Genomic DNA, 12749 nt, shown 5'->3' with positions numbered 1-12749 from the left:
ACGGAGAACTCCGGGCGGGCAGTCGGCGACGAAGCAGAAACCCTCACGGCGCGAGCCGTAAGAATCCCCCTCCTTCAGGAGGGGGAGAAGTCAAGACGTACAGCGGCGCGCCCTCGGTATCGCCGCTCGGCGAGTGGTAGACCTGCCGGACCTTGACGGCCGCCACGTCGGGCCGCAGGAACTGGGTGTGCGTCACCTCGTAGGTGACCTCGCCGTCCAGGACGGCGGTGGGCAGGACGGCACGGGTGAACTCGGCGATGGCGTCGAAGCCGATGAGGACCTTGCTGTGGCCGGTCGTCCAGAGGGCGTCGGGGTGGAAGAGGGCGAGGAAGCCGTCGGGGTCCTTGGCGCGCTGGGTGCGTTCGACGGCGGCCACGATCTCTGCGATGGCTCTGCGGTCCGCGTCGTCGCCGGGCCTGCCGCCTGTGGTGTCGCCGGCCTTGTTGTCGGCGGTGTCTACGGACTCCTTGTCTGCGGTCTCTGCGGTCTTTGCGGTGTCTCTGGACTTGTTGTCTGCGGCTTCGGTGGTCATGCGGATCACTCTGGGACCTCAAGTGGGCTTGAGGTCAAGGACTTTGGGCGAGGCCGGCGCTGTCTCAGGGCTCGGTCCGGAACAGCATCGCCGCCAGCGTCCGGAACACCTCCTCGGGGTCCCTGTCGCCGACCGGACCGTCCAGGTTGTGGCCGAGCAGCAACGTGGCGAAGCCGTGTGCCAGGGACCAGGCCGCGACGCCGGCCAGGCGGGCGTCGATGCCGAGGCTCTCGGGCTGTACGGCGGAGACGGCGCCGCGCAGCGCGTCGCCGGCCAGGGTGCGGGCCGTGGTCAGCTCCAGGTCCTCGGAGCGCAGCAGCTCCGGAGTGAACATCACCTGGAAGTGCGCGGGGTGCTCGCGCGCGAAGCGGACGTAGCGCACGCCGGCGTCCTTCAGGTCCCCGGCCTCGTGCAGCGTGTCCGCGAGCAGCCCGAACCCCTCGGCGGCGATCGCCGTGAGCAGCCCCGTGCGGTCCTTGAAGTGGTGGGCCGGCGCCGCGTGCGAGACACCGGCGCGACGGGCGAGGTCACGCAGGCTCAGCGCGGACGGACCGTCGGCGGCGATGGCGTCCAGCGCGGCCGCGAGGACGGCTCGGCGCAGGTCACCGTGGTGGTAGGGGCGGCGGGGGCGGCCGGAGTCGCCACGGGGGGACGGCTGCCGGGGCTCGGGTGGCTGGGGGGCGGAGGACATGGGAAGCAGCGTACGCACAATTTAGTCGTTGACAAGTTTCGAGGTGTCGGGCAATCTTGTCAGTGGAAAGTTACAAGGGGCGGGGATCCGGGACCTCGAACTTCGAACTGGGGGATTTGAGTTATGACACATCACGAGGAGCACCTGGGGCTGGATCGCGTACGTCAGCTCTGGCACCTGCTGGAGCCGCTGCACGCGGTGCTGTACTACGCGCCGGAAGCCTTCGAGGAGGCAGTGGCTGTCGGATATGGCACCGAGGAACGCTGGCCCAGCTATTTCCCCTACCGGGCAGCGCCGTTGGGCGAGGTCGGTGCGGAACGGGTGGCGTCCGCCTTCTACAGCTTCAGCCCCCGCATGGTCGCCGAGCACATCGATCCCGCGTGGAAGATCGCGAGTCCCGAGGCGATGCTCCAGGCGCGGACGCGGGGGATCGACCGGGCCTACCGCGCGATATTCGGCGACCGGACGGACAGCCCCGAACTGGCGGAAGCCGCGTCCCTGGCCCGCCGCGCGGCCGAGGCGGCGGACACCGCGGGCCGCCCGCTCGCCGCGGCCAACGCCGCTCTGGACTGGCCGCAGGCCCCGCACCTCCAGCTCTGGCACGCGGCGACACTCCTGCGCGAACACCGAGGGGACGGTCACATAGCAGCCCTGATGGTGGCAGGTCTCGACCCCGTCGAGTCCCTGGTGTCCTTCGCCGCGATAGGCGCCGCGTCGGTCGCACGCTTCGAGAGCCGCGGCTGGACCCCGGCGGAATGGGCGTCCGCCCGCGAGCGCCTCACCGACCGGGGGCTGGTCGACGCCGACGGGACGGCCACGGAGGCGGGCCGCGACCTCCGCCGCACCGTCGAGGCGCACACCGACCAACTCGCCGCCGCGCCTTGGCGGTCGCTCACGGCGGACGAGGTCGACCGCCTCGTGGAACTGCTGGGCGAGTTCTGGGTGGCAGTGCTCTCCTGCGGCCTGCTGCCGTCCGAGACGACGCTGGGGATCGGGAAGGCCTGAAGGCACCCTCAGAGACCACGCCCGGCTCAGGCTGCTCCCTGACCACCGGTGAATTACTTCTTCTGGTTAAGACGATGAGCGGGGTGGGCCGATGGACAGCCGACGGCTGCACGGGTGTCTTGGTTCGGTTGTCGTGCTGGCCCTTGCTCTGCTGACGGCCATGCTTCTGGGGAGGGCGTGGAGCGCCTGCGATGCGGGGGTGAACAGTTCGGCCAACGGGATATTTCTGCTCGTTGTCTTCATCCCCCTTCTCTGGCTTGTTCTGATGGCCATCTGGTTGGGGGTGGGGGCTTTGCTGGGGCGGCATCCCGTCGTCCGTGCCTTTGCCGTCGGAGTGCTGATCCTCACCGCTTCCTGGTGCGCCGTCTCGCTCTTCTGGGAAGGCGACGCCTATCACTGCCCCAGTGGCGTGCCGCCGTGGTGGCCGGGCTTCGTACCGGTACCCGGATTCTGAGACCGTCGGTGTCGGTGTCGGTGTCGGTGTCGGTGCCGGTGCCGGGTGCGGACAGCGACGGCGCGTCAGTGGTGGTCGCCGTGCCGGCCGAGGCTCTCCACGGGGGTCGCACCGGGACGGGTCCACTGCGGCACGGGGCGGCTGGTCGGACCCCAGGTGGCGTTCCCGTCCGCGTCCGAGCGCCAGTACCAGCAGGCCTGGCGGCCCACGGCCGGGTGCCTCTCGCGGACGTCGCCGATCACGGGCCGGCCCTCGGGATTGTCCTCCCACGCCTCGCCGCGGCCGTAGGGCGTCATGTCGAGCAGGCCGAGGGATCCGTTGACCCGCTCGTTGCCGCGGCCCGTCGTGGAGTAGGTGAGGAACACCCGGTCGCCGTCGCGCAGGAAGCAGGTGAGGTAGCCCATGTCGCCGCCGGCCGGGCCGTCCACGTCGCGCACCGAGTACCAGGGCTGGGTGTAGCCCATGAACTCGACGTAGGAGGCCACCTCGTCCCAACGGCCCGTGGTCACAACGGCGAACGACACCCCGCGGGCGTTGAGGTAGACGGCGTCCGTCACATGCCACGCCGTGGTGGTGCAGCCCTCGCACTGCCCCTGGTGCGGCGCGCCGTCGTACCACATGTGCTTGTAGACCACGAGCTCCTCACGGCCCTGGAAGAGGTCCAGGAACGGGACCGGGCCGGCGGGTCCGACGACCTCGACCGTCCCGTCGAACTCCACCATGGGCAGCCGGCGACGGGCCGCGGCGATGGCGTCGCCCTCACGGGTGTGGGCCTTCTCGCGCACCAGCAGCTCGTCCCGGGCAGTCTGCCAGGTGGCCAGGTCGACCACGGGCGGACGGCCGGGCAGCTCGGTGGTCGGGTCGTCCGATGGGGTCGTCATGGTGTCCTCCGTGATGTCCGGTGCCGGGCGGAGAGTCGTACGGCGCTCACAGGACAGACCCCCGACCCGGCCGGAACTCATCGCACAGGGGCGATCTCCCGGTGGCCGGAGGAACGGAAAGGCAGGGCGCGGAAAAGGCAGGGCGCGGAAATGAAGGGCGTGGGTCAGAGAGTGATCAGCTCAGGGGGAAGCCGCCCGCGGGAAGTGGGTCTCCGCGGACGGCTCCTGTTTCTCCAGGTGGTCCGGTGAAAGCCTGGCCGTGACGCGGGCGCCGACCGGTGCGCTGTGGTGTGCCCCGGCGTTCGGCGCCCTGCCCGACGGTCGCGTGGTCCTCCGTGGGTCTCCGGCCTCTATTGCTGCTCGGGCGGCCTGTCGCGGTCCATGCCGAGTCCGCGCTCCATTCGCTGCTGCGCGTCGTCGACCTGGCTCTCGTACTTGCTGCCCGTCTTCTCGTTGACCTGCCGTTCCGCGGAGTCGGACATGTCCCTTGCCTTGTCCTGCGCGTGGCGGTTCTTGAACCTGTCGAAGATGCCCATCCAGAGCTCCTTCCGGAGGTGACTCACCATCGACGATACGCCCGGGTTGCGAGCTATGCCCGCCTGACTCCGAAGTGGTCTGGACCTCCTGAATGCCGCCGTGCGCCGGGTCGCTACCGTGTGCACGACGGTGTACCAGGGAAAGCCGCCTGTGCGGGGCGGCGGCGGGCGGCAAGGGGAGGGACGCATCGTGACGCGTCGAAGGGGCGGGGCGGCGAGCGCCGCGGCGATACTCGGCATGGTGCTTGTGCTGGCGGGCTGCGAGGGCGTCGATCTGCCCGCGGCCGGGACCGAGCCCTCCGGTTCCGCCCCGGCCGCGGGCACCGGCCGCGCGGTGAGCCCGCTGGACAACCCCGACGGCACGAAGCCGGGCCTCGCGCCCCTCAGCTCGGACGCCGACCGGGCCGAGGCGCGGGCTCTCATCGGGAAGGTGGCGACCAAGGGCCGCGGCCCGAAGACGGGCTACGAGCGGGACAAGTTCGGCTACGCCTGGATGGACTCGGCCCCGGGCGGCATCCCGTTCGCCCGCAATGGCTGCGACACCCGCAACGACCTCCTCCAGCGCGATGGCGAGGACGTCCGTTTCCGCTCCGGGTCGGACTGCGTCGTGACCTCGATGACCCTGCGCGACCCGTACACGGGCCGCACGATCGACTGGGCCAAGTCCCGCGCCACGACCGTGCAGATCGACCACGTCATGCCGCTGTCGTACGACTGGCAGATGGGCGCCTCCCGTTGGCCCAAGGGCAAGCGCCAGGACATCGCCAACGACCCCCTCAACCTCATACCGGTCGACGGCCCGACCAACAGCTCCAAGGGCGACTCCGGCCCTGCCTCCTGGCTGCCCCCGAGCAAGCAGATCCGCTGCTCGTACGCGGTGCGCTTCGCCCAGGTCTCGCTGAAGTACGAACTCCCGGTGACGACCGCCGACAAGGAGATGATGCTGCGCCAGTGCGGGGGCTGACGCGTCGGCTTGCGGCCGGGTACCGAGCGGCGTGACGCCGAAAACCGCTTCCCGGCGCCGCCGCCCCGTGCCTACGGTGGCCGGCATGGAGCTGAAGGTATCGAGCCTCGCCGACCGCCCCGAGATGCTCGACCGGGTCGTGGCGATGCCGGACACCTGGCCGGAGTTCACGACCCAGGACCCCGTGGGCAACGCCCACTACGGCCGGATCCCCCGCGAACTCCCGCAGTACGCGCTGTTCGCCGAGGACGAGCGGGGCGAGGTCGTCGCCCACGCCTACAGCGTCCCGTTCGCCCTCGCCACCGAGGGCCGGGGCCGGCTGCCCGCCCGAGGCTGGGACGAGGTGCTGGTGTGGGCCTTCGCCGACCTGCGCAACGGCACCCGTCCCGACACGGTCAGCGCCATCTCCGTGGTCGTCGCCCCGCACGCCCAGGGCACCGGCCTGTCCGCCCGGATGCTCTCGGCGATGCGCGACAACGCCCGAGCCCTCGGCTTCCGCGAGGTCGTCGCCCCGGTCCGCCCCAGCGCCAAGCACCTCGAACCGCACACCCCCCTCGAGGAGTACGCCCACCGCGTACGCCCCGACGGCCTGCCCCACGACCCGTGGCTGCGTGTCCACGCCCGCGCCGGCGCCATCATCGACTCGGTCGCCCCGGCCTCCATGACCGTCGCCGGCTCGCTGGAACAGTGGCGCCGCTGGACCGGCCTGCCCTTCGACACGGCGGGTGACATCGAGGTGCCGGGCGCCCTGGTCCCGGTGCGATGTGAACCGGCGCGGGACTGCGCCGTGTACGTCGAGCCCAACGTGTGGATGCGGCACCCGCTGTGAGCCGGCCCTGCCGCGCCCCGCATTCCGCATCCCGCCCCGCATCCCGCGCCGTGACGGGCCGCCGTACGCCGACGGGGCCGGCGGCGCTGCCCCGCGACGGCCGGGTCAGCCGGACTTCTTCCAGTCCTGGCAGCCGGTGGTCTTGAAGTACACGTCCGAGGCGCTGATCGTGACGACGGCCGAACCGGTCACGTTGTCGTTCGCGATGATCGACTCCAGGCCGTGCTCGGCGTCCTTGGTGCGCTCCCAGTAGCAGGAGTCGTCGGCGTTGCCGCTGGACCTGTAGGTGCCGGGGGCGATGTCCACGCCCACTCTGAACATGCCGCCGTCGCCGGACATGGTCGAGCCGGGGGAGCCCTTCGCCTTCTCGTCGACGGCCTCCCAGTCCTTGCAGCCGCTCGACGAGAAGAGCTTGTCGGTGGCCTTGACCGTGACGTAACTGGTGCCGGTCACATTGTCGTTGGCCAGCAGCGAGTCCACCTCGCCCGAGGAGTCCTTGGCCCGCTCCCAGTAGCACATGCCGTCGGTGTTGCCGGTGGTCCGGTAGGTGCCGGGCTTGACGTCCGTACCGACCTGGAAGTCGCCGTCCCCCGCGAACGCGGCCTTCTTCTCGGCGGCCCCGGCCGCGTCCTTCTCCTTCTCGCCGCCGGTCGTGCGGTCCCCGGACGCCGAAGAGCTCTTCGCGCCGCTGCCGGAGTCGCTGTTGCCGCCGTCTCCGGCGTTCGCCGACACCGCCCCGATGACGACGATCCCCACAACGGCGCCCAGCGCGACCTTGCCCTTCATACCCATGACTGTGTCCCTCCCCCACGCACGGCGACGGCCGCCGATCGGCTGCCGCTCGTTCGCTGGGTCAATAAGAGCAGAGCGTGTGAACCGAGTCAACACGGTTCACGCGATGTCATGTGTACACGGCCGTGAATGGGTAGATCTTGCGTACGTCGGTATGCTCGGCGCACACGCAGCCGTGGGGGCGATGCGGATGACGAGGGGAGCGGGCCGGTGCAGGACAACGCGACAGAGGTGACCGCCGCCGGGATCGCCCGGCTCGCCGGTGTCGGACGGGCCGCCGTGAGTAACTGGCGCCGCCGTCACGCCGACTTCCCGAAGCCCGTCGGCGGCACCGAGACCAGCCCCTCCTTCGCCCTCGCCGAGGTCGAGGCATGGCTGCGCAAGCAGGGCAAGCTCGCCGAGGTCCCCCTGCGGGAACGCGTCTGGCAGCAGCTCGCCGGCCATCCCGAGGGCCCGGTCGCCGCGCTGCTGCACGCCGGTTGCGTCCTTCTGCTCATCCATGACCGGCCCACGGTCTGGCTGGAGGTCGGCGCCGGTTCCGACGAGCGGCTCGCGGCGATGCTGCCCGGGGCGCTGGAGCAGGTGCTCGTGCCGAGGTTCGGTGCGGTGGCCAGGCGTGGGGGCCGGGGTGGGCGGACCGGCGACGGTGTTCACAGCGCGACGGCTTCCGGGGCGGTCTCGGCTGTGAACACGACGGTGGCTGTGAACGCCACCTCGCCCGTTCACCCCGATTCAGGCGCGGGCGGCCTGGGCGCCGTGAACACCCAGTCGCGCGAGTCCACGCCGCCGACTGTTCACAGCGCCCCCGGCGTGAACGCACCGGACCCTGTGAACACTCCGCCGACTGTTCACGCAGCGCCCACCACCACGCCGGGGACCCCTGGGATGTCGGCCACTCCCGTCACCCCGACCACTCCCACCACTTCAGCCGCCCGCACCACTTCAGCCGCCCGCACCACCCCAGCCGCACCCACCACCTCGGCCGCCCTCACCACTCCGGCCACACCCATCACCCCAGCCGCCCCCATCACCCCCACCACCCCCGCCGTCCGCCTCCCCACCGGCCCCGAACTCCTCCCCTCCGCCCCCCTCCTGCGCGGCGCCGCCGAGTTGGCCGCCGAGTTGGGGGCCCGCCAGACGTTCGAGTTCCTGCTCGGCCGGCATCTCGACGCCAACCCGCGCCAGTACACGCTCACCCCCGCCGAACTCGCCGGTCTCATGGCGGACCTGGCCGGCCCCGCCCGCACCGTCCTCGACCCCGCCTGCGGCACCGGCGCCCTGCTGCGCGCCGTCTCCCCCCGCCCCGACCAGGAGCTGTACGCCCAGGACAGCGCCCCGGACCTCGCCGCGCTCACCGCGCTCCGGCTCGCCCTTCAGACCCGGACCGCCGTACGCGGCGCCGTCGGCGACACCTTGCGTGCCGACGCCCACCCCGAGCTGCACGCCGACGCCGTGCTGTGCCACCCGCCGTTCAACGAGCGCAACTGGGGGCACGACGAACTCGCCTACGACCCGCGCTGGGAGTACGGCTTCCCGGCCCGCACCGAGTCCGAGCTGGCCTGGGTGCAGCACGCCCTCGCCCGGCTCAGGGACGGCGGCACCGCGGTCCTGCTGATGCCGCCCGCCGCCGCGTCCCGCCGCTCCGGCCGCCGTATCCGCGCCGACCTGCTGCGGCGTGGGGCGCTGCGTGCCGTGATCGCCCTGCCGGTCGGCGCGGCACCGCCGTACAACATCCCGCTCCATCTGTGGGTGCTGCGCAGGCCCGACCGGGCGCCGGGGCAGCCCGAGGTGCTGCTCGCCGACGTGGGGCAGTTCGCCGGCGAGGCGCGGGGAGGGCCCGACTGGCAGGCGGTGCGGGACGCCGTGCTCGACGCCTGGCGCGTCCACGACCGCACCGGTTCGCTCGACGAACGCCCCGGCCTGGCCCGCTCGTTGCCCGTCATCGAGCTCCTCGACGACGACGTCGACCTCGCCCCGGCGCGCCATCTCCCGCCCCCGACGGCGGCCGACGGCGTCGAGCAGCTCGCGGCCGTGCGGGACCGGCTCGGTGAGACCCTGCGCCTGACCGGCGACCTCACCCCGCCGCCCGCCGACGCCACCCGGGCCGCCCCGCGCTGGCCGCTCACCACCATCGGCGAACTCGCACGTGGGGGCGCACTGGTGCTGCGGACCGGCGGAAGCGGCGGCCACGCGCGCGTGCCCGTCCTCACCGACAACGACGTCCTCGCCGGAACGGCTCCCTCCGGGACGCTGCCCGAGAGCGACGAGCAAGCGGTGCTGACGGAGCCGGGCGATGTGGTCGTGCCGGTGCTGGGCGGCGGCTCCATCGCGCGCGTGATCGACGACGCGACCCGGGGCGCCGCCCTGGGCCGCAACCTCGTCCTCCTGCGCCCCGATCCCACGGCACTCGACCCGTGGTTCCTCGCCGGCTTCCTGCGCGGCACCGCCAACAACCGGCAGGCCAGCAGCTACGCCTCCACCGCCACCCGCCTCGACGTGCGCCGGCTCCAACTGCCCCGGCTCCCGTTCGACGAACAACGCCGCTACGGCGCCCGCTTCCGCGCCCTCGACGAGTTCGAGCGGGTGCTCAGGCAGGCGGGCCGGCTGGGGGAGCAGCTCGTGCGGGGCATGTACGACGGCCTGACGGACGGGACGGTCGCGCCCGACTGAGCGGGAAGCCGGCCGGGAGCCCAACCGCAGCCGACCGGAAGCCGATCCTCCGCCCGACCTGCGTCGTCGTACGAAGTGATCAGCACGACAACGGTTCGGTACAACCGGTGACCGTATGTCGGTGTCGACCTATACGCTCGAAGCGACAATCGCACGACCGTACTTCAGGCATCGATCGGGAGCAGCCATGCAAGGCCACGGCTACACGCAGCCGGTGAAGCAGCCGCCGCCCACCGGGTGGCTGGTCTTCCTGCGCGTGTTCTTCGTCGTGATCTCCGTGCTGAGCTTCGGCCTGCTGATGTGGACGATGATGCTGCGCCTGGCCATCGTGACCCGCAAGGCGCTCGACTGGGGCCTCTTCGCGGCGTCGATCGTGGTGGAGTTCGGCGGCCTGATCCTGATGGGTCTGGAGCCGGGCGACGAGATCCACACCGCGGGCGGCTGGACGGGCCTGGCTCTCGTCCTGGGCGGCATGGTGGCCGCGATCGCGTACTACCTCGCCGCGGACATACGCCACTTCCACCAGCTCCGCTTCCCCGGCTACGGCGCGCAGCGGCCCCCGGTCGCGGCCCCGGCGTACGGCTATCCGCAGCCCGGGTCGCCGTACAGCACCGGGACCGCGCAGGCGACCCCGCTGCCCCAGACCTCGCTGCCCCAGACCCCGATGCCCCGCACCCCGCCCGCCCACACTCCGGCCTCCCACACCCCGATACCCCGCGACGCCGCCCCCCACAGCCCCGTACCGCCGCCCCAGGCCCCGCAGCGCCCCGCGCCCGCGCGCATCGACCAGGTGCGCGCCGAGCTCGACGAGCTCAGTGACTACCTGCGCCAGCACGACGGCCGGCACGACGGCAACCACGAGGGCGGAAGGTGAGCGTGGCGACAGGACGTGTCGTCGCCGGCCGCTACGAACTGTCCACGCTCATCGGGCAGGGCGGCATGGGACAGGTGTGGACGGCGTACGACCAGCGGCTCGACCGCCGCGTGGCGGTGAAGCTGCTGCGCCCCGACAAGGTGGCCGGACAGGAGGCGGACGAGCTGCGCCGCCGGTTCGTGCGCGAGTGCCGGGTGACCGCGCAGGTCGACCACCCCGGGCTCGTCACCGTGCACGACGCGGGCAGTGAGGGCGAGGAGCTGTTCCTCGTCATGCAGTACGTCGACGGCGCCGACCTCGCCGACCACCTCGCCGAACACGACCCGTACCCCTGGCCGTGGGCGGTCGCGGTCGCCGCGCAACTGTGCGCCGTGCTCAGCGCGGTGCACGCCGTGCCGATCGTCCACCGCGACCTCAAGCCGCGCAATGTGATGGTGAAGCAGGACGGCACGGTCACCGTCCTCGACCTCGGCGTCGCCTCCGTCATCGACGCCGACACCACCCGGCTCACCCACACCGGCACCCCCATCGGCTCGCCCGCCTACATGGCGCCCGAGCAGGCGATGGGCGGCGCGGTCGGCCCGTACACCGACCTGTACGCACTGGGCGTGCTCCTGCACGAACTGCTGAGCGGAGACGTGCCGTTCTCCGGCTCGACCGCGCTCGGCGTGCTGCACCGGCATCTGTACGAGCCCCCGCTGCCCGTGCGCCGCATCCGCTCGGAGGTCCCGGAGGCACTCGAAGCCCTGGTCCTGCGTCTGCTGGCGAAGGACCCGCAGCACCGCCCCGCCTCGGCACAGGAGGTGTACGAGGACCTGGAGCCGCTCCTGCCCGCGCACGGGACACCCACCGGATCGCCCCTCGACCCCACGCGCCCCTTCCTGCGCCCGCACGCGCCCTGGCCGGACCGCGCCCGCACCCTCGCGCCGCAGCCCGCCCCGGCGACACCGGTGCCACCCGCCGCCGAGAAACCGGACGTCGCGCGTGCCGTCGACGAGGTCAAGCGCCTCCTCGGTGAGGGCCGCATCACCCAGGCCGTCGACATCCTCGGCGCGATCCTGCCCGCCGCGGCAGAACAGCACGGCGAGCACTCGCCGGTGGTCCGCACCCTGCGCAAGCAGTACGCGGCCACCCTCATGGACGACGGCCAGTACCGGCGCGCGCTGCCCGAACTGCGCCGCCTCGCCGACGAACGCGCCGCCGAGGCCGGCCAGGCCGACCCGCAGTGCCTGCGCTTCCGCTTCGACGCCGCCCAGTGCCTGGAACAGCTCGGCGAACCGGCGGCCGCGCTCGCCGAGTACCGGGCGCTGCTGCCGTACTACGAGAACCAGTACGTCTCCGGCGACCCCCAGCTCGCCCACGACGTCCGCCGCCGTATCGGCCACCTCCTGCTCGCCGTCGGTGACCGCCCCGCCGCTCACGACACCCTGGCCCGCCTGCTGCTCGACGTGGAGCGTCTGCACGGTCCCGGCCACCCGCTCGCGGGAGAGGTGCGGCGGACGCTCCAGTGGCTGGGGCAGGTGCGCGGCTAGTTTTTGCCGGGGGTTGAGGGATCTTTGTGATCCCCACGGGTTCCTGTTTCCCGAACACAGGACCGGCGCCGGATACGTTGCGAGCCGCTTTTCCCGGCCCGCGACGTCACGCGGAGCCACACGAACTTCCGCGAACCATGGGGTGGGACCACACATGTCCGGTCATCGTCAGTCCAAGCGCCGCAGATACCTCGCCTGGGCCGTCACCGGTGCCGCCGTCGTCGCCGGCGCCGGTATCGCCGCGCAGACCTCCATGGCCGCGACGACCTGGCCCGCCCAGCGCACCTTCATCGGCCGCGCCTTCGACACCTGCGCCGCCCCCTCCCTCGCCGCGATGAAGGCCTGGCACGGCGGCGGCTTCTACGGGGCCGCCGCCGTCTACGTCGGCGGCAGGAACCGCGGCTGCTCCCAGCCCAACCTCACCGCCTCCTGGGTGAAGTCGGTCAGCACCGTCGGCTGGAAGCTCATCCCGCTCTACGTCGGCGCCCAGCCGCCCTGCCAGACCGGCTCCAACCCCGAGAAGCTCACCGCCTCCACCGCCGCCTCCCTCGGCACGACGGACGCCGCGGACGCGGTGACCAGGACCGCCGCGCTCGGCATGAAGGCCGGCAGCCCGGTCTACCTCGACATGGAGCCGTACGACATCACGAACAAGGCGTGCAACGACGCCGTCCTCACCTATGTGCGCGCCTTCGACAAGGCACTGCGTGCCAAGACGTACCGCAGCGGCTACTACGGCTTCACCAGCTCCAGCGCGAAGGCGATCGCGAACGCCACCGACAGGACGGACCTGCCGGGCAACCTCTGGTACGCGCTGTGGGACAAGCAGAACACCACGACCGCGGACTGGCCGTTCGGCAGGACCCAGTTCACCAACCACAGCCGGGGCCACCAGTACATGGTCAACAGCAAGGAGACGCGGGGCGGCTACACGATCACCGTGGACCGCGACGCGTGGGACGGCCCGGTGGCCATCACGGGCTGACCCG

13 protein-coding genes are annotated in these 12749 nt (G+C 72.0%); 8 read left to right on the top strand and 5 right to left on the bottom strand.

The window, feature by feature from the left end:
• Positions 1-43: 43 nt before the first annotated feature.
• Positions 44-532 (bottom strand): SgcJ/EcaC family oxidoreductase, encoded by a 489-nt coding sequence (locus ACFU95_RS45800; protein WP_383842032.1) that lies wholly within the window; start codon positions 530-532, stop codon positions 44-46.
• Positions 533-596: 64 nt separating this feature from the next.
• Positions 597-1223, bottom strand: coding sequence for a TetR/AcrR family transcriptional regulator (locus ACFU95_RS45795; RefSeq protein ID WP_383842029.1), 627 nt, complete (start codon positions 1221-1223; stop codon positions 597-599).
• A gap of 123 nt (positions 1224-1346) precedes the next feature.
• On the opposite strand from ACFU95_RS45795, the gene ACFU95_RS45790 reads away from it, so the two are divergent.
• Both ACFU95_RS45790 and ACFU95_RS45785 read left to right on the top strand, forming a co-directional pair.
• Positions 1347-2228: a hypothetical protein gene (locus ACFU95_RS45790; RefSeq protein ID WP_383842026.1), complete on the top strand. Its 882-nt coding sequence runs from the start codon at positions 1347-1349 to the stop codon at positions 2226-2228.
• A 91-nt stretch (positions 2229-2319) separates the two neighbouring features.
• Positions 2320-2682, top strand: coding sequence for a hypothetical protein (locus ACFU95_RS45785; protein WP_383842024.1), 363 nt, complete (start codon positions 2320-2322; stop codon positions 2680-2682).
• A 65-nt stretch (positions 2683-2747) separates the two neighbouring features.
• Here the strand turns inward: ACFU95_RS45785 and ACFU95_RS45780 are convergent, their stop codons facing one another.
• Positions 2748-3563: a DUF899 domain-containing protein gene (locus ACFU95_RS45780; RefSeq protein ID WP_383842021.1), complete on the bottom strand. Its 816-nt coding sequence runs from the start codon at positions 3561-3563 to the stop codon at positions 2748-2750.
• 350 nt (positions 3564-3913) lie between these two features.
• Entirely contained in the window at positions 3914-4099 is a 186-nt protein-coding gene (locus tag ACFU95_RS45775; protein ID WP_383842018.1) for an antitoxin, read from the bottom strand.
• A 238-nt stretch (positions 4100-4337) separates the two neighbouring features.
• Between ACFU95_RS45775 and ACFU95_RS45770 the strand changes: the two genes are divergently transcribed.
• On the top strand, positions 4338-5063 hold the full coding sequence (locus ACFU95_RS45770; protein ID WP_383842041.1) for an HNH endonuclease family protein: 726 nt from the start codon (positions 4338-4340) through the stop codon (positions 5061-5063).
• Between the two features lie 85 nt (positions 5064-5148).
• Entirely contained in the window at positions 5149-5892 is a 744-nt protein-coding gene (locus ACFU95_RS45765; protein ID WP_383842015.1) for an N-acetyltransferase, read from the top strand.
• Between the two features lie 105 nt (positions 5893-5997).
• On the opposite strand, the gene ACFU95_RS45760 is transcribed toward ACFU95_RS45765, so the two are convergent.
• Positions 5998-6684 carry a hypothetical protein gene (locus ACFU95_RS45760; protein WP_383842012.1) on the bottom strand — a complete coding sequence of 229 codons (687 nt, stop codon included), beginning with the start codon at positions 6682-6684 and terminating at the stop codon, positions 5998-6000.
• 210 nt (positions 6685-6894) lie between these two features.
• Here ACFU95_RS45760 and ACFU95_RS45755 point away from each other — a divergent pair, with 210 nt between their 5' ends.
• The 4 genes from ACFU95_RS45755 to ACFU95_RS45740 all read left to right on the top strand — a co-directional run bounded on the left by ACFU95_RS45755 (position 6895) and on the right by ACFU95_RS45740 (position 12745).
• Positions 6895-9354, top strand: a complete 2460-nt coding sequence (locus ACFU95_RS45755; RefSeq protein WP_383842009.1) for an N-6 DNA methylase — start codon at positions 6895-6897, stop codon at positions 9352-9354.
• 187 nt (positions 9355-9541) lie between these two features.
• A complete protein-coding gene (locus ACFU95_RS45750; RefSeq protein WP_383842006.1) occupies positions 9542-10228 on the top strand; it encodes a hypothetical protein in 687 nt (228 codons plus the stop codon).
• Positions 10229-10266: 38 nt separating this feature from the next.
• Positions 10267-11760: a protein kinase gene (locus ACFU95_RS45745; protein ID WP_383842038.1), complete on the top strand. Its 1494-nt coding sequence runs from the start codon at positions 10267-10269 to the stop codon at positions 11758-11760.
• 154 nt (positions 11761-11914) lie between these two features.
• Entirely contained in the window at positions 11915-12745 is an 831-nt protein-coding gene (locus tag ACFU95_RS45740) for a glycoside hydrolase domain-containing protein (protein WP_383842004.1), read from the top strand.
• Positions 12746-12749 lie beyond the last annotated feature (4 nt).

The organism is Streptomyces sp. NPDC057623 (assembly GCF_042800355.1).
In the GTDB taxonomy this organism is placed as follows: domain Bacteria; phylum Actinomycetota; class Actinomycetes; order Streptomycetales; family Streptomycetaceae; genus Streptomyces.
This window is presented reverse-complemented; position numbering and strand designations above follow the sequence as displayed.